18 protein-coding genes and 2 pseudogenes are annotated in these 18671 nt (G+C 70.9%); 4 read left to right on the top strand and 16 right to left on the bottom strand.

Going from position 1 to position 18671, the window contains the following annotated elements:
* The 3 genes and pseudogenes from E4F61_RS12480 to E4F61_RS12470 all read left to right on the top strand — a co-directional run.
* Nucleotides 1-301, top strand: a pseudogene (locus tag E4F61_RS12480) (hypothetical protein); the annotation flags it as partial.
* Between the two features lie 7 nt (nt 302-308).
* Nucleotides 309-899, top strand: coding sequence for an IMPACT family protein (locus tag E4F61_RS12475; RefSeq protein WP_133479968.1), 591 nt, complete (start codon nt 309-311; stop codon nt 897-899).
* Complete coding sequence (locus tag E4F61_RS12470; RefSeq protein ID WP_133479967.1) at nt 896-2668, top strand: ABC transporter transmembrane domain-containing protein; 1773 nt, start codon at nt 896-898, stop codon at nt 2666-2668. Before E4F61_RS12475 ends, E4F61_RS12470 begins: the two co-directional genes overlap by 4 nt.
* Nucleotides 2669-2727: 59 nt before the next feature.
* On the opposite strand, the gene E4F61_RS12465 is transcribed toward E4F61_RS12470, so the two are convergent.
* The 8 genes from E4F61_RS12465 to E4F61_RS14730 form a co-directional block, all read right to left on the bottom strand.
* Nucleotides 2728-2931: a cold-shock protein gene (locus E4F61_RS12465; RefSeq protein ID WP_133479971.1), complete on the bottom strand. Its 204-nt coding sequence runs from the start codon at nt 2929-2931 to the stop codon at nt 2728-2730.
* Between the two features lie 102 nt (nt 2932-3033).
* Entirely contained in the window at nt 3034-3804 is a 771-nt protein-coding gene (locus E4F61_RS12460; protein WP_133479966.1) for an S-methyl-5'-thioinosine phosphorylase, read from the bottom strand.
* Nucleotides 3805-3898: 94 nt separating this feature from the next.
* Nucleotides 3899-4468 carry a hypoxanthine-guanine phosphoribosyltransferase gene (locus tag E4F61_RS12455; protein WP_133479965.1) on the bottom strand — a complete coding sequence of 190 codons (570 nt, stop codon included), beginning with the start codon at nt 4466-4468 and terminating at the stop codon, nt 3899-3901.
* 1 nt (nt 4469) lies between these two features.
* Nucleotides 4470-5465 (bottom strand): beta-N-acetylhexosaminidase, encoded by a 996-nt coding sequence (gene nagZ / locus E4F61_RS12450; RefSeq protein ID WP_133479964.1) that lies wholly within the window; start codon nt 5463-5465, stop codon nt 4470-4472.
* Between the two features lie 70 nt (nt 5466-5535).
* A complete protein-coding gene (locus E4F61_RS12445; protein WP_133479963.1) occupies nt 5536-6021 on the bottom strand; it encodes a CYTH domain-containing protein in 486 nt (161 codons plus the stop codon).
* A 253-nt stretch (nt 6022-6274) separates the two neighbouring features.
* Nucleotides 6275-7621: a 23S rRNA (uracil(1939)-C(5))-methyltransferase RlmD gene (gene rlmD / locus E4F61_RS12440; protein WP_133479962.1), complete on the bottom strand. Its 1347-nt coding sequence runs from the start codon at nt 7619-7621 to the stop codon at nt 6275-6277.
* Between the two features lie 105 nt (nt 7622-7726).
* On the bottom strand, nt 7727-8353 hold the full coding sequence (locus E4F61_RS12435) for a YdbL family probable chaperone protein (protein WP_133479961.1): 627 nt from the start codon (nt 8351-8353) through the stop codon (nt 7727-7729).
* A 76-nt stretch (nt 8354-8429) separates the two neighbouring features.
* Nucleotides 8430-10448 (bottom strand): hypothetical protein, encoded by a 2019-nt coding sequence (locus E4F61_RS14730; protein ID WP_162301489.1) that lies wholly within the window; start codon nt 10446-10448, stop codon nt 8430-8432.
* 33 nt (nt 10449-10481) lie between these two features.
* On the opposite strand from E4F61_RS14730, the gene E4F61_RS14725 reads away from it, so the two are divergent.
* Nucleotides 10482-11201, top strand: coding sequence for a response regulator transcription factor (locus E4F61_RS14725; protein ID WP_162301488.1), 720 nt, complete (start codon nt 10482-10484; stop codon nt 11199-11201).
* Here E4F61_RS14725 and recO read toward each other — a convergent pair.
* The 8 genes and pseudogenes from recO to E4F61_RS12385 form a co-directional block, all read right to left on the bottom strand.
* Nucleotides 11183-11929 carry a DNA repair protein RecO gene (gene recO, locus E4F61_RS12420; RefSeq protein ID WP_133479970.1) on the bottom strand — a complete coding sequence of 249 codons (747 nt, stop codon included), beginning with the start codon at nt 11927-11929 and terminating at the stop codon, nt 11183-11185. The two genes, E4F61_RS14725 and recO, sit on opposite strands and share 19 nt — an antisense overlap.
* 78 nt (nt 11930-12007) lie before the next feature.
* On the bottom strand, nt 12008-12904 hold the full coding sequence (era, locus tag E4F61_RS12415) for a GTPase Era (protein WP_133479958.1): 897 nt from the start codon (nt 12902-12904) through the stop codon (nt 12008-12010).
* Nucleotides 12905-12940: 36 nt separating this feature from the next.
* A complete protein-coding gene (gene rnc / locus E4F61_RS12410; protein WP_238382924.1) occupies nt 12941-13609 on the bottom strand; it encodes a ribonuclease III in 669 nt (222 codons plus the stop codon).
* 5 nt (nt 13610-13614) lie between these two features.
* Nucleotides 13615-13989, bottom strand: coding sequence for a DUF4845 domain-containing protein (locus tag E4F61_RS12405; protein WP_133479956.1), 375 nt, complete (start codon nt 13987-13989; stop codon nt 13615-13617).
* A 37-nt stretch (nt 13990-14026) separates the two neighbouring features.
* Nucleotides 14027-14824, bottom strand: coding sequence for a signal peptidase I (gene lepB / locus E4F61_RS12400; RefSeq protein ID WP_133479955.1), 798 nt, complete (start codon nt 14822-14824; stop codon nt 14027-14029).
* 91 nt (nt 14825-14915) lie between these two features.
* The gene (gene lepA / locus E4F61_RS12395) at nt 14916-16706 is read right to left on the bottom strand and encodes a translation elongation factor 4 (protein WP_133479954.1); all 1791 of its coding nucleotides are present in this window, start codon (nt 16704-16706) and stop codon (nt 14916-14918) included.
* A gap of 95 nt (nt 16707-16801) precedes the next feature.
* Nucleotides 16802-18310, bottom strand: a complete 1509-nt coding sequence (locus E4F61_RS12390) for a DegQ family serine endoprotease (protein ID WP_133479953.1) — start codon at nt 18308-18310, stop codon at nt 16802-16804.
* A 55-nt stretch (nt 18311-18365) separates the two neighbouring features.
* Nucleotides 18366-18671, bottom strand: a pseudogene (locus tag E4F61_RS12385) (hypothetical protein); the annotation flags it as partial.

Raw genomic sequence — 18671 nt, 5'->3', positions numbered from 1 at the left:
CGCCGCGCCCGCTGCGGCCCCGGCGCCCCGCGCGGCCGACGACGAGTCCCTGCGCATGGCGCCGTCGCCCCAGCTCAAGGCGGTCGCGCGATCGCCCCGCCCGGCGGCGATGCCCGACGTTTCGGCCGACACCCGCCTCGCGGCGCCCGCCTGGCTCGACCGCATCCGCGAACGGCGCGATGCCGGCGACCTCGACGGCGCCCGTGCCAGCCTGCAGCGCTTCATCGCCGCGCACCCTCGCGTGCTGGTACCCAGCGACCTCCGGCCGCTGCTGCGCGACGACGATCCGTGGTCGCCGTGACGGGGCGATGTTGACGCTCGCCGGCCCCGCGTCGGCACTGCTCGAGGTCAAGCACAGCCGGTTCCTCGCGCAGGCCGCGCCGGTCGAATCCGGCGCGGCGGCGCTCGACTGGCTGGTCCGCGTGCGCGACCCGGCCGCCACGCACAACTGCTGGGCGTTCCGCGTCGGACAGGACTACCGCTCGAGCGACGACGGGGAGCGGGCCGGCACCGCGGGCCGACCGATCCTCGCGGCCATCGACGGCCGGGGCGTCGATGGCGTGGCCGTCGTGGTCACGCGCTGGTATGGCGGTATCAAGCTCGGGGCGGGCGGCCTGGTGCGCGCGTACGGCGGCTGCGCGGCCGAGTGCCTGCGTCTTGCCGACAAGGTCGAGCGCGTGGCGATGGCGACCGCGCGCGTGCGCTTCGCCTTCGCCGACACCGGCGCCGTGCACGCCGTCCTCGCCGCATTGGGCGTGGAGCGCGTCGACGAACGCTTCGACGGCGACGGGGTGGAACTCGCGCTCCGGCTTCCGGCCGATCGCGTGCCCGCCTTGAAAGCGCAGCTTCGCGACGCCACCCGTGACCGTTCCCGCCTGCTGGACACCGACGCCGCATGACCGACGCATCGCCCGCAGGCGCACCGCCCGCCGCCCGCCTCGCCGGGCTGCGCGCGCTTTGGCCGTTCGTCCGCCGCCACCGCGGGTTGTTCACAAGCTGGCTGCTCGCGCTGGCCGTGTCGTCCACGGCCACGCTCGCGCTGCCGGTCGCGTTCCGCCGCGTGATCGACCACGGTTTCGCGCGCGGGACATCGGCCGCGATCGACTCCGCGTTCGTGCTGCTGCTCAGCGTCGCGCTCGTGCTCGCGGTGGCGACCGCGGCACGCTTCTACTTCGTCTCGCTGCTGGGCGAACGCGTCGTCGCCGACCTTCGCGATCGCCTCTATTCGCACCTGCTGGCGCTGGACGCGGCGTTCCACGACCGCACGCGCTCGGGCGAGCTGGTCTCGCGGCTGAGCGCCGATACCGAGCTGCTGCGCAGCCTCGTCGCGTCGACCATGTCGATCGCGCTGCGCAGCGCGGTCACGGTGGTGGGCGGCGTCGTCATGCTGTTCGCGACCAGCCCGCGGCTCGCCGCCTACGCGCTCATCGGGATTCCTCTCGCGGTCGCACCGATCGTGATGGGCGCGCGTCGCCTGCGGAAGATCGCGCGCGCCAGCCAGGACCGCATCGCCGACGCCAACGCCGTCGCGGCGGAGACACTGGGCGCGGTCGCCACCGTGCGCGCGCATGCACGCGAGCCGTACGAGCGCGCACGCTTCGTCGAGGCGCTGCGTACCGCGGTGGGCACCGCGCGCAAGCGCATCGGCGCCCAGGCGGTGGTCACCGCGGTGGCGATCTCGCTGGTGTTCGGTGCGATCACGCTGGTGCTTTGGCTCGGCGCGCACGACGTGGTGGCCGGCCGCATGAGCGGCGGCACGCTCGCGCAGTTCGTGCTGTACGCGCTCGTCGGCGGCGGTTCGGTCGGCGCGCTCGCCGAAGTCTGGAACGAGCTGCAGCGCGCGACCGGCGGCATGGGCCGCATCGCCGAGCTGCTCAACGAGCAGCCGCGCGTCGTCGCGCCGGCGGCGCCGCGCGCATTGCCGCGGCCGGTCCGCGGCGAGGTGGCGTTCGAACACGTGTCCTTCGCCTATCCGGCCGAGCCCGACCGACCGGTGCTGCGTGACTTCAGCCTGCACGTGCGACCGGGCGAGACCGTCGCGCTGGTCGGGCCGTCGGGCGCCGGCAAGAGCACGGTGTTCTCGCTGCTGCTGCGCTTCCACGATCCGCAATCGGGCGTGGTCCGTCTCGACGGCGAACCGATCGCGGAGCTCGATCCGGCCGAGCTGCGCGCGAACGTGGCGCTCGTCGCGCAACACCCGGTGCTGTTCGGCGCGAGCGTGCGCGAAAACGTGCGCTACGGCCGGCTCGACGCCGACGACGCGGCGATCGACCGCGCCATCCGCGCGGCGCATGCTTCGGACTTCGTGCATGCGCTGCCGCAGGGGCTCGACACCGCCGTGGGCGAGCGCGGCGCGCGCCTGTCGGGCGGACAGCAGCAGCGCATCGCGATCGCCCGCGCGGTCCTGCGCGACGCGCCGGTGCTGCTGCTCGACGAGGCCACCAGTGCGCTCGATGCGCAGAGCGAGGCCGCGGTGCAGGCCGCGCTCGACGAGCTGATGGAGGGCCGCACCACGCTGGTGGTCGCGCATCGCCTGGCCACCGTGCTCAAGGCCGACCGCATCGTCGTGCTGGATGCGGGCCGCATCGTCGCCGAGGGCACGCATGCACAGCTCATCGCGCAGGGAGGCCTGTACGCGGACCTCGCGCGCCTGCAGTTCATCGACTGACGCGCATGAAAAAGGCCCCGCTTTCGCGGGGCCCCGGACAACAGTCACGCCGTGGAGCTTCAGGCCGGAACGACGCCGGAGGCCTGCATGCCCTTGGGTCCCTGGGTCACTTCATACGAGACGCGCTGCCCTTCCTTCAGGCTGCGGAACCCCTTCGAATTGATCGCGGAGTAATGCACGAACACGTCCGCAGTGCCGTCTTCGGGCGAGATGAAGCCGAATCCTTTCGCATCGTTGAACCATTTCACGGTGCCGTACTGCATATCCTTGTTGACCTCATGCTGGGAGCGTTGGCGCGCCGCGATGCCGGTATGCAAGCGGCCGCGGGCCGAGTATGCAAACGCGCTGCGCCGTTGACAATCGCCCTACTGGGCACCCTCCGACCATCGGTCGAGCAGCGCGCCGAGCAGCGCCGGGAGGTGCGCGGAGGCGGCCTCGACGTTGTCCAGCACGTCCTGCAGCGTGATCACTTCGTCCACCTGCGGGCCTGCGCCGGCCGCCCAGTTCGCGACGATCGCGAGGCAGGCGTAGTCGAGGCCCATCTCACGCGCGAGCCCGGCTTCGGGCATGCCGGTCATTCCGACCAGGTCGCAGCCGTCGCGCCGCATGCGCGCGATCTCGGCGCGGGTTTCGAGGCGCGGCCCCTGCGTCGCGCCATAGCAGCCACCGTCGACCAGGGGCACGCCCGCACTCACCGCCGCGGCGACGACGTCCGCGCGCAGCGACGCGGTGTACGGCTCGCCGAAGTCGACGTGCAGCACGTCGGTACCGGGCTCCTCGCACAGGGTCGACACCCGGCCCCAGGTGTAGTCGATGAGCTGGTCCGGGCAGGCCAGTACGCGCGGACCGAAGCGCTCGGTGATGCCGCCGACGGTATTGAGCGCGAGCACGCGCGTGGCGCCCAGCGCCTGCAGCGCGGCGAGGTTGGCGCGGTAGTTGATGCGATGCGGCGGCACCGAATGCCCCTCGCCATGGCGAGCGAGGAACGCGACCCGATGGCCACCCAGCATGCCCACGCGCACGGGGCCGGACGCGCGCCCGAAGCGCGTGTCCGGCTCATGCGCCTGTACGTCGCGCAGGTCCGCAAGCTTGTAGAGGCCGGTACCGCCGATGACGGCGAGTGCGATGTCACGCATGGGGACGCTCCGCGTAGGGCGCCGCCGTCGACGGCGCTGGAAGAAGGGAAACGTTGATGCGCGGCGAGGCGACGGCACCCCGCCATCGCCCCGATCAGAGCGCGCGCAACGCCTCGTCGGTCAGTGCACGGATCTCCGGCAGGGCGCGGCCCTGCTCCTGGAAGTCCATGCCGTAGCCGAAGACGTAGCGGTCGGGCACGTCGACGCCGGCGTAGTCCGCACGCACGCCCGGGACGCAGCGGTCGTGGCGCTTCACGGCCAGCGCGGCGATCCGCACGTCCTCGGCACCCTCCTCGCGGCACCAGCGCACGATCGCGTCGAGCGTGTGGCCCTCGTCGAGGATGTCGTCGGCCAGCAGTACGCGGCGGCCGCGCAGCGGCGTCGCCGGGCGGTGCTTCCACGTCAGCGTGCCGCCGCTGGTCTCGCCGCGGTAGCGCGTGGCGTGCAGGTAGTCGAAGGCGAGGTCGAGGCCGAGTGCGCCGATTTCCATGGCGAGCCGCCCGGCGAACGGCAGGCCGCCGTGCATCACCGTGAGGAACACCGGCACGCTGCCGGCGAAGTCCTGCACGACCGCGGGCGCCATCGCGGCGATCGCACGATCGAGCGTGCCGCGGTCGTGGATCAGGTCGCTGTTGGCCAGCGCCCAGGCGAGGTCGCGCGCCATGTCAGGCGAGCCCTTCCAGGCGCTGCTTCGTCGTGTCGTAACGTTCGTCGGCGATCAGCTGCTGCCAGGCGAGCGGTCCGCGACCGATGAGCCCGGCCATCGCCGCGGTGTTGAGCCGGCGGCCCTGCACGGCTTCGAGAGATTCCGCGACGAGTTCCGGATGGCAGACCAGCACGACGTCGCAGCCGGCATCGAGGTGCGCATCGATGCGCGCCTTGATGCCGCCCGCCGAGAACGCGGCGGCCATGCCGATGTCGTCGGAGAACACCACGCCGCGGAAACCCATCTCACCGCGCAGGATCTCCTCGATCCAGCGGCGCGAGTAGCCCGCCGGGTCCGGATCGACGGCGGGATATTTGACGTGCGCCATCATCACGGCGTCGGCGCCGGCCTCGATGCCCGCAACGAACGGCACGAGGTCGAGCGCGCGGATCTCGTCGAGGCTGCGCGGGTCGACGGCATCGTCGAAATGGGTGTCCTCGAGCACCGAGCCGTGGCCGGGGACGTGCTTGAGCGTGGCGGCCATGTCGGCCGCGTGCATGCCTTCGACGTAGGCGCGGGTGAAGTCGGCCACCACCTGCGGATCGGCCGAGAACGCACGGTCGCCGATCGCGCGGTTGCCCCGGCCGAGGTCGACGACGGGCGCGAAGCTCAGGTCGAAGCCGGTGGCGCGGACCTCGCTCGCCATCACCCACGCGTGCTCGCGTGCGAGCGCGAGCGCGGCGTCGCGATCGCGCCGGTAAAGCGCGTCGAACTTCTCGAGCGGCGGGAACGCAGTGAAGCCCTCGCGCAGGCGCTGGACGCGCCCGCCCTCCTGGTCGACGCAGACCAGCTGCGGCCGCGGCGCGGCCTCACGGATCGCCTGCGCGAGCTCGGCGACCTGCTGCTTCGAGGCCACGTTGCGGGAGAACAGGATGACGCCGCCGCAGGCGTCGTTCTGCAGCCAGTCGCGCTCCTGCGCGGTGAGTTCGGTGCCGGCCACGCCGATCACGAGCATGTCGGGACACTCCAGGAATCAGGTCGGGCCGGCATTGTGCCCCGGACGCCGTAAACGCGCAGCGTCGGGCTCACCAGGTCGAGAACGGCCGGCTGGCGAGCGCGAGGTTGTAGTACCGCGCCTGGTCGGTGACTTCCTCGCCGAGCCAGTCCGGGCGCGGGTAGTCGGCGTCGGCATCGTCCAGCTCGAGTTCGGCGACTACGAGCCCGGCGTTCTCCCCGAGGAATTCGTCGACCTCGAAGGTGTGGCCGTCGACGTCGACGTAATGCCGGATCTTCTCGATCCTGCCGCCGACCGCGAGCTTGAGCAGCGCGCGGGCGTCCTCGACGGGGATCGAATAGTCGAACTCCTGGCGCGTGGTGCCGAGCTCGCGGGACTTCATGTTGAGGAAGGCCTGCTCGCCCTGGATGCGGACGCGGACGGAGACATTCATCGCGCCGGCATCGAGCGTGGCGAGGTCGTTGAGGTAGGCCTGGGCCATTTCGACGGACTTCGCGGCCTGCGCGCGCCAGGCGTCGGAGGTGACGAGGAATTTGCGTTCGATTTCGAGGGGCATTCGTCTTGGTCTCTTCTGTTTGACGCGACGTCAAAGGCGTTTCGTGCGCTGGCGCGCCCGAGTTACTTTTCTTGGCGGGTGCAAAGAAAAGTAACCAAAAGAAAGCACCCTTCCCGATCAGATCTACCGCCCGCGATCGGCGAGCATGACGCGATTCGCAGACTCGGCATCCTGCCTCGGCTGCGAACGGCGCGCGTCCTGCGCGCCGCCCTCCGGGGCCTTACGATTGCAAGGGCTGCCGTGGCTCCCTGTGCTATCGCGGCTCGAACACCGCGATCGATTCCACGTGCGCGGTATGCGGGAACATGTCCATGACGCCCGCGGCCTTGAGCGTCCAGCCCTTCTCGTTGACGAGGAAACCCGCGTCGCGCGCGAGCGAGGCGGGATGGCAGCTGACGTAGACGATGCGCTTGAACTGCTTGAGCGACAGGTGTGCCAGCACGAAGTCGGCGCCGGAGCGCGGCGGGTCGAGCAGCAGCTTGTCGAACGACTCGCGCATCCAGGGCTCGCCGGAGAGATCCTTCGCGAGGTCGGCGGCATGGAACTCGACGTTGGCGAAACCGTTGTGCGTGATGTTCTCGCGCGCGCGGCGCACCAGGCCCGCGTCGCCTTCGACGCCCACGACCTCGCGCGCGAAGCGTGCGATCGGCAGGGTGAAATTGCCGAGGCCGGCGAACAGGTCGAGCACGCGCTCGTCCGGCTGCGGCTGCAGCAGGTCGAGCGTGCGCTGGATCATGTGCTGGTTGAGGCCGGCGTTGACCTGGATGAAGTCGAGCGGCCGGAACTTGAGCTCGACGTCCCAGGCGGGCAGGCGGAACGCGAGCTTCGGCTCGTCGGCTTCCAGCGGATGCACGCTGTCGATGCCACCGGGCTGCAGGTAGATCGAGAAGCCCTGTTCGCGGCCGAACGCGGCGAGCTTCGCGCGATCGCCATCGCTGAGCGGCGCGAGGTGGCGGAACGTCAGCGCAATCGCGTCGTCGCCGGCGATGAATTCGATCTGCGGAATCTCGCGCCGTCCGTCGAGGCTGTCGACCAGCGCGGCGATCACGCCGAAGCGCTCGCCGATCGCCGGGATCACCGTGTGGCACTGCGCGATGTCGGCGACGAAGCGCGGATCGGCCTCGCGGAAACCCACCAGCGTCTTGCCCTTCTTCTCGACGCGGCGCACCGACAGGCGCCCCTTGCGGCGATAGCCCCAGGCGGCGTCGACCAGCGGCTCGAGCACCGACTTCGGCGTGACGTGGCCGATGCGCTCGAGGTTGTCCATCAGCACCCGCTGCTTGGCGCCGATCTGCCGCGCTTCGTCGAAGTGCTGCAGGGCGCAGCCGCCGCAGGTGCCGAAATGGCCGCATCGCGGCTGCACGCGCTCGGGCGAGGCGGCCACGACCTCGACCGTGCGCGCCTCGTCGAAGCTCTTGTGGCGCGCCGTGCGCACGGCGACGACCTTCTCGCCCGGCAGCGCACCGGCGATGAATACCGCCTTGCCATCGGGCAGGCGCGCGACGCCGCGGCCGTCGTGCGTGAGGTCGGTGATGTCGGCGGGGAACGGGGTCTGGTCGAGTCGGGCCACGGACGTGCTGCGGGGAAAACGGCCGCGCATTGTCCCCGAAAACGCCGATCCGGCCCTGAATCGCCCCCCGGAAAGACGATGGCCCGCCGAAGCGGGCCATCGGTTCGGCGCCCCGGGGCGCCCCTTCGAAATCGGTTACTTCTGCTTCCAGGCGCCGCCGGACTGGTACCACCAGCCCTTTCGCGCGCTGTCGATCCACTGCCGCGCGAACACCTCGCGGATGCGCGGCTCCCATTCGGGATGGCCGTTGGCGACGGCGATCTCGCGATACACCGCGGCGCGGTCGCGGTTGTCCTCCGCCACCGCCTGGTTCACGGCGACGCGGTCCTTGAGCGCGAGCTTCGACGCGTCGCGCACCGTCACCATGCCGTCGGACGTGAAGCCGAGCGCGCCGGCATCGAACGCGCCGCGCAGCTGCGCGTCGAAACGCTGCTCCATGCGCGCCTGGATCGCCTGGATCGCCGGCGTCTGGATCTTGATGTCCGGCTGGCCCTGCGCCTGCGCGGCGCCGATGCCCATCAGCGATGCGACGTCAACGCGCGCCAGCATGGCCGCCATGCGCTCGTTGAAGGGCGCTTCCAGCGACGCACTGCCGCCGCCCGGCTTCACCGGCTCCGCGGGCTTGGCGTCCGTCTCGTTGATCACCTTTTCCACGAACTGCTTGGCCGCCTCGCGCGCCTCGGCGGCGGGGAAGTAGACGTTGATCGTCACGCACGCGGTGAGCGCGACGGCGAGGGGCGGGAGCATCAGCCAGCGACGCATGGGAAATCTCCAGTCGGTTGAGGCGATCGTGCCCAAGCATGCGTGAAGCCCGGCGAAACGTGAACAGGGCTCCCGGTCATCGCACCTCCGGCTTGGCTTCGCCCTTGCCCACGGCGACGAGGCGCTCGACCAGCGTCGGCCAGTCCACGTGCCGGTTGATGCCGACCACCGTCAGCCACGGGATCCCGCCGCCGCGCACGATGGTGAAGCTGCTGGGCCCGCGCGCGTCCAGCCCGCCCATCTCGCAGATCTCGTCGGCGAGACGGCAATCGATGCCGATCGCGGAGTAACCGAAGTCGTCGAAGAACCCGATCAGGCGCGACTGCAGGCTGCTGACGATCGATGCATCGCCGACGCTCGACAGGTCCTGCACGGCGCGTTGGGAGATGCGCTGCGGCACGCCGAGGTGCTTGTCGGTGCGCAGGTGCGCGTCGAACGCGACCGGTTGCCAGTCCACGAGGCGCAGACCTCCGATGCGCCCGTCGAGCTTGCCGGTGATGCTGCCGAAGCCGAGCACGCCGGTCAGCGACATCAGGTCGAGGTCGTCGAACGCGATGTCGGCGCTGAGCGTGGGCGCGACGCCGAACGGGCGCTCCATCGACAACGCCGACACGTCGAGCCGTCCGCCGAACAGGTCCATCGACAGCCCGCCGTCGAAGGTGAGCTGCTGCGCGGCGTAGTGCGCGTTGGGGATGCGGCCCGACAGGCGCCCCGCGAACGCGGGCAGCTTCAGCGCCTTCGCCAGCTCGCCGATGTCGAGATTCTGCACGTCGACGCCGAAATCCGCGCGCGCGCCGGCCGTGGCGCTGGCGGGTTCGATGGACAGATGCTCGAAGGTCAGCCGGCCGCCGAGCATCGGCACGTCGACCGGAGCCGCGAAGGCGAGCCGGCCCTGCTCGCTGCGCATCGGCAGCGTCGTCGGGCCGAAGTCGACCCCGTAGACCTGGCCGGCGCGCCAGCGCACCGCGCTCTCGACCGGCGCATCGGCGGAGAAGCGCAGGTCGCCGTCGAGCCCGTGGAACGCGAACCGGCCCTGCGGATCGTCGACGTCGACGCCGCCGAGCGTGGCCGACGCCGTGCGCAGCGTGCCGCCGTCCAGCGACAGCCGCGCCGCGACCGGCCCGTGAAGCGCCAGGTCGCCGAGTCCGGCCGCGCCCAGCCAACCGGAGAAGTAGGGATCGCGCAGCTTGGCGAGGTCGTCCGAGCGCAGGTCGACCTGCAGCGAGCGAAGCGCCGCGTCGGGGCCGAACTCGGCCGCGCCCTGTGCGCGCAGCGCGCCGTCGTCGCGCCAGTCGAAGCGCGGGAGACGCCAGCAGCAATCGCCCGGCTGTTCGGCCTCCACGGTGATGTCGGCCATGCGCCCGGCGAGGGCGAGGTAGGCGGTGCCGAACAACGCTTCGCCGCCTCCGATCCGGCCGCGCAGGGCGACGCGATCGGTGGGACCGAGGAGCATGTCCAGATCGAGCCGCGCCGCCAGCCCCTCCGCCGCGATGCGGCCGTCGGGCGTGTCGAACGCGACGTTGCGCAGGTCGAGCGGTCCTGCGATACGCAGCCCGTCGTGCGGCGTGGTGACGCGCAGCGCCGCATCGCCTTCGCCGGATTTCAGTTGCGCCTCGGGCCACGCCTTGGCGAGCAGCGCGCGCATCCACGCGAGCGGGATCGAGGCCAGGTCGACGCGCGTCAGGTCCGGTGCCTCGCCGCGGCGCTGGACGTGGATCGAGCGCGCGCCCCGAGCCAGTGTCGCGTCCATGCCGCGTTCGGTGAGGTCGACGGTCAGGCGCATCGCGCCGGCCGCGGTACGCGCGGGGCCGTCGCAGTGCCACCGCTGCCAGCCGTCGCGCGTGAGCACGCAGCGCCAGTCGAGCGCCGCGAAGCGATAGCCGAGGTCGGGCGAGTCCACGCGCGCGGCGCGCAGCCGGAGCGATCCCTGCCGTGCCTGCGCGGGCCAGTCGAGGTCGACGCGTACGTCCCCCATCGTGCCCACGGGCGACACCACGCGCTGGATGCGCGCATGCGCCGAGCGCGCGTGCGCGGGCGCGGCGGCGAGCAGCGCGCCGGCCAGCAGCATCGCGAGGCGCGCGCGTACGATGGGCATCCGACGAGGATACCGACAGGACGACGACCGACGATGACGGACCATCGACACCCCCGCGCGCTGCTGGTCGAAGACGACCCGGTCAGCGCCGCGTTTCTCGCCGCGGCGCTCGACCGCGTGCCGTTGCGGGTCGACGTCGCGCACGATTGCGCGGCGGCCCGGCGCATCGGCGCGGGCGCGTCGCATGTGCTGTGGGTGATGGACGCCCACCTGCCGGACGGTCGCGGCGATGCGTTGCTGCGTGAACTCCGCGCGCAGGGCCTGACGACGCCGGCGATCGCGCATACGGCGGCGCGCGAGGGCGAACAGCACGAGCGCCTGCTCGCCGCGGGCTTCCTCGAGGTGCTCGTCAAGCCGCTTTCCACGTCCGAGATCGTCGCCGCCGCACGCATGGCGCTGGGCCTCGATGCACAGGTGCGGCGCAGTGCCGCCGCCGACGCGGGCCGCCCGCTCTGGGACGACGCGGCCGCGCTGGACGCGCTGCTCGGCGAACGCGCGCACCTGACTGCGCTGCGTGGGCTGTTCCGCCCGGAGCTGCTCGGCCTGCGCGACACGCTGCGCGCGGTCATCGATGCGGACGACGATGAGGCGCTGCGCTCGCACCTGCACCGCCTGCGCGCGAGCTGCGGTTTCGTGGGCGCAGCCCGGCTGGGCGATGCCGCCGCGACGCTCGCCGCCGGCGACGCGCGCGCGGAATGGCCGTCGTTCGCCGCGGTGCTGGAGGCGACGCTGGCTCAGTTCCCGGGCGACTGACCCGCTGCGCCCACGCGCGACAGTTCGCCGAGCATCTGCCAGGACGTCAGGCCGCGCGGGCCGAGATGGTGCTCGAGCACGCGTCGCATCGCACGTCGCAGCGTGGCGAGGTCGCCCGCGGCGGGCAGTTCGTCCGCAGCCAGCGACAGCAGCGCGCGCCCGGTCGGCGCATCGCTGCGGTCCGCGGCGCCGCGGTCGATCAGCAGGCGCCGCGGGCCGTGTTCGGGATCGAGCCGGTAGCGCGCCGCGGGATCGATCGGCGCGCCGTCGCCGTCCACGGCCCAGTCGAAACCCAACCCGAGCGATTCGAGCAGGTCGCGCTCGTAGCGGCGCAGCGTCCACGCGAGCGATTCCCCGGCGCGCATGCGCTCGCGGGCGCGTGCGTAGGCGGCGAACAGGTCGGGCTGCGGATCGTGGCGCGGCGCGAGCCGGAGCGTCAGCTCGTTGATGTAGAACGCGGCGAGCGCGGCATCGCCGACCAGGCGCGGTGCGGCGTCCACCGCTTCCGCGTTGGACAGCTGCGCGAGTTCGCCGCGCTGCACGGCGTCGAAGCGGATCCACTGCAACGGTTGCAACGCGGCGCGCAACAGCTGCCGCCGCGGGCCGGTGACGCCGCGCGCCAGCAGTCCGATGCGTCCGTGCTGCGCGGTGAGCAGCTCGAGCAGCAGGCTGGTCTCGCGCCACGGCCGCGCATGCAGGACGAACGCGTTTTCCTGTGCGTAGCGGATGGTCACGGCCGGCCCTCGGGTTCGACGCCGGTTATCGCGCCGGCGGCGGCAATGCCGCGCGAAGCCGCGCGGTGCTCGTCAGTCGTGGTAACCCAGCGACTTCAGCGCCGCCTCGTCGTCCGACCAGCCTTCGCGCACGCGCACCCAGGTTTCGAGGAAGACCTTCGAATCGAACAGCTTTTCCATCTGCTGCCGCGCACGCGCGCCGATTTCGCGCAGCCGCTCGCCGCCCTTGCCGATCACGATGCCCTTCTGCCCCTGGCGCTCGACCCAGATCACCGCGCCGATGCGCAGCAGCTCGCCATCGACTTCGAAGCGCTCGATCTCGACCGTCGTCGCGTACGGCAACTCGTCGCCGAGCTGGCGCATGAGCTGCTCGCGCACCATCTCGCCGGCGAGGAAGCGCTGGCTCTTGTCGGTGATCTCGTCCTCCCCGTACAGCGCGTCCTGCTCGGGAAGGTGCGACAGCGCGGCACGCACGAGGTCCTGCAGCCCCAGGCCCTTCAGCGCCGACACCGGGTGCACGGACGCGAAGTCGCGACCGGCGCTCACCTTGGCCAGATACGGCAGCAGGGCGGTCTTGTCCTTCAGGCGGTCCACCTGGTTGACGACCAGCACGACCGGGATGCCGGCCGCCTTCAGCGTGTCGTAGGCGAGGCCGTCCTCGTCGTCCCAGCGGCCGGCCTGCACGACCAGCATGGCGACGTCGACGCCCTCCAGCGCCCCGCGCGCCGCGCGATTCATCATGCGGTTCATCGCGCGCTTCTGCTCGCGGTGGATGCCGGGGGTATCGACCAGCAGCAGCTGGCCTTCCGGGAACGTCGCGATGCCCAGCAGCCGGTGGCGCGTGGTCTGCGGACGGTTCGAGGTGATCGAGATCTTCGCGCCGACGAGCGCGTTGACCAGTGTCGACTTGCCCACGTTGGGGCGGCCGATGACGGCGACGTGGCCGGCACGGTAGGGGGATGCGTCCATTCGACGCATTGTACGGCGCGGGGGCGCCGCCGGCCGTCAGCGGGGTTTGCGCGCCTCGATCAGCGCAAGCGCAGCCTCCGCCGCCGCCTGCTCGGCCGCACGTCGCGAACTGCCCTCGCCCTCGGTGACCAGTTCGGGCTGCGCGAGCGTGCAGCTCACGCGGAACGTGCGGGCGTGCTCCTCGCCCTCCTCGGCCAGCAACGCATAGACGGGCAACGGCTTCTGCTTGCCCTGCAGCCATTCCTGCAGCCGCGTCTTCGCGTCCTTGCCGACCTTGTTCGGCGGCGGCAGCGCGGCCATCGCAGGCTCGAACCAGGGCAATACGGCCGCCCGGCAGGTCTCGAAATCCGAGTCGAGGTAGATCGCCGCGACCAGCGCCTCCACGGCGTCGGCCAGGATCGAATCGCGGCGGTGCCCGCCGGATTTCATCTCGCCGGGGCCGAGCGTCAGCTTGGCGCCGAGATCGTGGTCACGGGCGATCTGCGCCAGCGACGATTCGCGGACCAGCTCGGCGCGAGCGCGTGTCAGCGCGCCCTCGTCGACCTTCGGCCATCGCGTGTAGAGCGCTTCGGCAACGAACAGGTTGACGAGCGCGTCGCCGAGGAATTCCAGACGCTCGTTGTGCGGCGTCCCGGCACTGCGGTGGCGCAGCGCCTGCTGAAGCAATTCAGGCCGGGTGAACCGATGGCCGGGCGCGCTGTCCACGGGCATCATTCGCCCGTGCGCTTGAATTCCTTCTCGGCGTTGAAGTGGCCGACGACGTCCAGGTTGGCGATCAGCGGACGCCGCACCTCGTAATCCACCGTCATCACCCAGCCCGCCTCCTTGCGACGGAGCTTCACGTTCTCCGGCTTCACGTTCTCGCCATAGTCGACGTCCATCCGGCGGAAGAAGTAATCCTTGATCCGTTCCGGATCGTTGTTCGCCATGTCCGGTTCGCTGGCCATCCCCTCCAGCGCCTTCTTCACCGAATAGTATTCCGAGTACATGGGAATCAGCTTCATGCCCATGTAGACGAACACGCCGACGACGGCGAGCACCAGGATGAAGCTGACCAGGGTCATGCCCTGCTGATTGCGTCTCATGACTCTTCTCCCCCGAGGGTCCGTGAGGCGGACGGTATCACTGGATCGTATTGCCGATGCGCGAGGCGTCGAAGGCGCCCGAGCAGAACCAGCCTTCGCAGTTCAGCCAGATCAGGAACGCCTTGCCGCGCAGGTTCGCTTCCGGCAGGAAGCCCCAGTATCGGCTGTCCTCGCTGTTGTCGCGATTGTCGCCCATCACGAAATAGTGGGCCGGCGGAACCACCCATTCGCCCTGGCCGTCGGCGCGGATCAGGTCGGTGCGTTCCAGCACGCGGTGCGGACGGGTCGGCAGCGCTTCGGTCATTTCCTCGGCGCCCGTCATCTCAGCGCCGTTGCCGACACCCTGGTAGACGCCGACCGGCTGCACCTGCACGGGCTGCCCATTGAGGAAGAGCTGGTGATCGCGATAGGCGATGCGGTCCCCCGGCAGGCCGATGATGCGCTTGATCCAGTCCTGTTCCGGATGATGCGGCGGCTTGAACACCACGACGTCGCCGCGGTTGGGTTCGCCGATCGGCACCACCTTCGCGTTCGTGATGGGCAGGCGCAGGCCGTAACTGAACTTGTTGACCAGGATGAAGTCGCCGGTGAGCAGCGTCGGCATCATCGAATTGGACGGAATCCGGAACGGTTCGGCGACGAAGCTGCGCAGCACCAGGACCGCCGCGAGCACCGGGAAGAACGACTTCGCGTAGTCGACCAGCAGCGGCTCGTCGCCGGCCTCGAGCAGGCCTTCGCGCGCGGCGCGGCGGCGCGCCAGGAACAGCTTGTCGGCGAGCCAGATCAAGGCGCTGACAAGCGTAAGCGCGACGAGGATGATTTCGAACCAGCGCATGGCAGTCCTTGGAAAGCGGAATTCGTGACGGGATTGGATCGGCGGCGGCGCGCGGGGTTCCCGATGCCCCGCCCGCCTGACGGCACTTGCGTTACTGGTCGACCTTCAGCACGGCGAGGAACGCCTCCTGCGGGATGTCCACGCGCCCGACCTGCTTCATGCGCTTCTTGCCTTCCTTCTGCTTCTCGAGAAGCTTCTTCTTGCGCGAGATGTCGCCGCCGTAGCACTTGGCCAGCACGTTCTTGCGCAGCGCCTTGACCGTCGTGCGCGCGATGACCTGCGCACCGATCGCCGCCTGGATCGCCACGTCGAACTGCTGCCGCGGGATCAGCTCCTTCATCTTCTCGGTCAGGTCGCGGCCGCGTCGGTCGGCGTGGCTGCGATGGCAGATGATCGAGAGCGCGTCGACCTTGTCGCCGTTGATCAGCGTGTCCACGCGCACGAAGGGGCCCGCCTGGAAGCGCAGGAAGTGGTAGTCGAGCGAGGCATAGCCGCGCGAGACCGACTTCAGCTTGTCGAAGAAGTCGAGCACCACCTCGGCCATGGGCAGTTCGTAGCTGATCTGCACCTGCTGGCCCATGTAGGTGATGCCGATCTGCATGCCGCGCTTTTCCTCGCACAGCGTGATCACGTTGCCCACGTAATCCGGCGGCGTGAGGATGTTCGCGCGGATGATCGGTTCGCGGATCTCGTCGACCATGTTCACCGGCGGCAGCTTGGCCGGGTTGTCCATCGGCACGATCGAGCCGTCGGTCTTGAGCACCTCGTAGATCACCGTCGGCGCGGTGGTGATCAGGTTGAGGTTGTACTCGCGCTCCAGGCGCTCCTGCACGATCTCCATGTGCAGCATGCCGAGGAAGCCGCAGCGGAAGCCGAAGCCCATCGCTTCGGAGCTCTCGGGCTCGAACCGCAGCGCGGCATCGTTGAGGCGCAGCTTCTCGAGCGCTTCGCGCAGGTCCGGATAGTCCTCGGCGTCGACCGGGAACAGGCCGGCGAACACGCGTGGCTGCATTTCCTGGAAGCCCGGCAGCGGCGCCGGCGCGGGGCTCGCGGTATGCGTGAGCGTGTCGCCGACCGGCGCGCCGTGCACGTCCTTGATCGACGCGGTGACCCAGCCCACCTCGCCCGCGCGCAGTGCGGGCAGCGGCTTGCGCTTGGGCGTGAACACGCCGACGCCCTCGACCTGGTGCGAGCGGCCGGTCGACATCACCAGCAGCTTGTCGCCCGGCTTGATCTCGCCCTGCATCACGCGCACCAGCGACACCACGCCGAGGTAGTTGTCGAACCAGGAGTCGATGATCAGCGCCTGCAGGCGATCGGTATCGCGCGGCTTCGGCGGCGGGATGCGGTGGACGATCGCCTCCAGCACGTCGATGACGTTCAAGCCTGTCTTGGCGCTGATCGCCACGGCGTCATCGGCATCGATGCCGATGACCGCCTCGATCTCGGCCTTCGCTCGATCGATGTCGGCCGTCGGCAGGTCGATCTTGTTGAGCACCGGCACGACCTCGAGGCCCTGCTCCACCGCCGTGTAGCAGTTGGCGACCGACTGCGCCTCCACGCCCTGCGCGGCGTCGACGACGAGCAGCGCGCCTTCGCAGGCGGCGAGCGAACGCGAGACCTCGTAGCTGAAGTCGACGTGGCCCGGCGTGTCGATGAAGTTCAGGAAGTAGGTCTGCCCGTCCTTCGCCGTGTACGGCAGCGACACCGACTGCGCCTTGATGGTGATGCCGCGCTCGCGCTCGATCGGATTCGAGTCGAGCACCTGCGCTTCCATCTCGCGCGCTTCGAGGCCGCCGCAGATCTGGATGATGCGGTCGGCCAGCGTCGACTTGCCGTGGTCGACGTGGGCGATGATGGAGAAGTTGCGGATCTGCTGCATGAAGCGGGCACGGCCGAGGCGAAATAACCCGGGATTATCGCATAGCCGCCGCGCCGCCCCCGCCGGCGACCGCGCGGGGCGGTCGCCGTGGGTCGTCAGCCTGCGGCCGGGTCGACCGCGACGAACTGCGTGGCGCTGCCGCGCCGAACCAGCAGCATCACCGCCTGCCCGCGAGGCAACGCGCTGACGGCCCGCGCAAGCGCCGCGGCGCTGCCGACCGCCGTGCGACCGACCTGCAGGATCACGTCGCCGGGCTGGAGGCCGGCGTCGCGCGCGGGCACGCCGTCGATGCGGGTGATGCGGACGCCTTCACCCGCGCGCAGGCCCAGCTTCTGGCGCTCGGCCGCGCCCAAGTCCTGCACGCCGATGCCGAGCGTGCTGCGCGTCGCCTCGGCCGCGGGCGCGGCCGGCGCGTCGTCGTTGCCGGCCGCCTCGCCATCACCCGACGGCCCGAGCGCGTCGAGCACGACCGGCAGCTGCACGGTCCGGCCGTCCCGCACCAGCGTGACCTGCGCGCGGGATTTCGGCGGCAGCGCGCCGATCAGCGGCGGGAGGTCGGCGGAATCGTTGACCGGGCGGCCGTTGACGGCGCGAATCACGTCGCCGCGCTGCAGGCCGGCACGGGCGGCGGCGCTGCCCGGCATGACGTCGGCGACCAGCGCGCCGGACGTGCTCGGCAGCCCGAACGTCGCGGCGGCCTCGGCCGAAACCGGCTGGACCTGCACGCCGAGCTGGCCACGCGAGACGCGGCCGGTCGTCTTGAGCTGCTGCACCACGGACACGGCGAGGTCGATGGGGATCGCGAAGCTCACGCCCTGGTAGCCGCCCGAACTCGAGAAGATCTGGGAGTTGATGCCGACCACTTCGCCGCGCGTATTCAGCAGCGGGCCGCCCGAGTTGCCGCGGTTGATCGCGACGTCGGTCTGGATGAAGGGCACGTACTGCTGGTTGGCGTACGGGTTGGCGCGACCCACCGCGCTGACGATGCCGGCGGTGACCGAATGGTCGAGGCCGAACGGCGAGCCGATCGCCACCACCCACTGGCCGGGCTTCACCGCGTCGGCGGCGGTACGCAGCGCGGGCAGGCCCTTGCCCTCGATCTTCAGCAGCGCGACGTCGGACTGCTCGTCGCTGCCGACCAGCTTGGCCTTGAACTCGCGGCGGTCGGACAGGCGCACGGTGATCGCGCTCGCGCCGTCGACGACGTGGTGATTGGTCAGAATGTAGCCGTCGTCCGACACCATGAAGCCGGTGCCCAGCGACACACCCTTCAGACCGTTGTCGGGCCCCTGCGGGCCGCGCGGGCCGCCGGGCAGCGGCATGTCCTCGCCGAAGAAGCGCTTGAAGAAATCGGGAATGTCGTCCTCGGACGCCATCTGGCGGCTGCCGCCGCGGATCTCCGCGCTGACGTTGACCACCGCGGGCCCGACCTTCTGCACGAGGTTGGTGAAGTCCGGAAGGCCCGAGACCATCTGCACGACGGGCGGCGCGGTGGACGGGACGGGCAGCGCGGCCGCGCCCTGCGGCTGCTGGGCCGTACAGGCCGCGGGCAGCGCGAGCGCGATTGAGGCGACGAGGGCGAGCGTGGGGAGCGGTCGGTTCATCGAGTCGGCTTCAGGACGTGGGACGGGCCGGCGGATGCCGGCCCCGGAGAACGGATCAGGGCGCCTCGGCGCGGACCTCCGCCTCGGCCGGCGTGCGCGGCTCGAACGGATAGAACGACGGCGAATCGCTTCGACCGGCGCCGGCGCTGCCGTAGCTGGCGGTCAGCCCGGCATCGGTGGACAGTGCGGCGCGCGGCCAGGGCCGCGTCGCCAGCGGGTCGGCGGCCGGAACGTGGAACGGATTCGTGGCGTCCGGCGGCGCGAACGTGGACGCGGCGAGCACGGCTGCGGGTTCGCGCAGGCCCGTCGCCGGGGCTGCCGAGCGTCGGGCGGCGCGCGCGGTGGGCCGCGCCGCCGGGCG

Origin of the sequence: Cognatilysobacter segetis (genome assembly GCF_004359965.1) — a bacterium.
Taxonomy (GTDB): Bacteria; Pseudomonadota; Gammaproteobacteria; order Xanthomonadales; family Xanthomonadaceae; genus Cognatilysobacter; species Cognatilysobacter segetis.
Note: the sequence above shows the minus strand (reverse complement) of the source record. Positions and strands in the feature narration are given on the sequence as shown.

Bases quoted from the DNA above. Each gene is read 5' to 3' on its own strand.
- era (WP_133479958.1), bottom strand. From the start codon at position 12,904: ATGGACGCATCCCCCTACCGTGCCGGCCACGTCGCCGTCATCGGCCGC.
- E4F61_RS12405 (WP_133479956.1), bottom strand. From the start codon at position 13,989: ATGAGACGCAATCAGCAGGGCATGACCCTGGTCAGCTTCATCCTGGTG.
- E4F61_RS12445 (WP_133479963.1), bottom strand. From the start codon at position 6,021: ATGCCCCTCGAAATCGAACGCAAATTCCTCGTCACCTCCGACGCCTGG.
- E4F61_RS12435 (WP_133479961.1), bottom strand. From the start codon at position 8,353: ATGCGTCGCTGGCTGATGCTCCCGCCCCTCGCCGTCGCGCTCACCGCG.
- E4F61_RS14730 (WP_162301489.1), bottom strand. From the start codon at position 10,448: ATGCCCATCGTACGCGCGCGCCTCGCGATGCTGCTGGCCGGCGCGCTG.
- E4F61_RS12390 (WP_133479953.1), bottom strand. From the start codon at position 18,310: ATGAACCGACCGCTCCCCACGCTCGCCCTCGTCGCCTCAATCGCGCTC.
- lepB (WP_133479955.1), bottom strand. From the start codon at position 14,824: ATGCGCTGGTTCGAAATCATCCTCGTCGCGCTTACGCTTGTCAGCGCC.
- E4F61_RS12460 (WP_133479966.1), bottom strand. From the start codon at position 3,804: ATGCGTGACATCGCACTCGCCGTCATCGGCGGTACCGGCCTCTACAAG.
- E4F61_RS12475 (WP_133479968.1), top strand. From the start codon at position 309: ATGTTGACGCTCGCCGGCCCCGCGTCGGCACTGCTCGAGGTCAAGCAC.
- E4F61_RS12470 (WP_133479967.1), top strand. From the start codon at position 896: ATGACCGACGCATCGCCCGCAGGCGCACCGCCCGCCGCCCGCCTCGCC.
- E4F61_RS12455 (WP_133479965.1), bottom strand. From the start codon at position 4,468: ATGGCGCGCGACCTCGCCTGGGCGCTGGCCAACAGCGACCTGATCCAC.
- E4F61_RS14725 (WP_162301488.1), top strand. From the start codon at position 10,482: ATGACGGACCATCGACACCCCCGCGCGCTGCTGGTCGAAGACGACCCG.
- lepA (WP_133479954.1), bottom strand. From the start codon at position 16,706: ATGCAGCAGATCCGCAACTTCTCCATCATCGCCCACGTCGACCACGGC.
- E4F61_RS12465 (WP_133479971.1), bottom strand. From the start codon at position 2,931: ATGCAGTACGGCACCGTGAAATGGTTCAACGATGCGAAAGGATTCGGC.
- nagZ (WP_133479964.1), bottom strand. From the start codon at position 5,465: ATGCTCGTGATCGGCGTGGCCGGCACCGAACTCACCGCGCAGGAGCGC.
- rlmD (WP_133479962.1), bottom strand. From the start codon at position 7,621: ATGCGCGGCCGTTTTCCCCGCAGCACGTCCGTGGCCCGACTCGACCAG.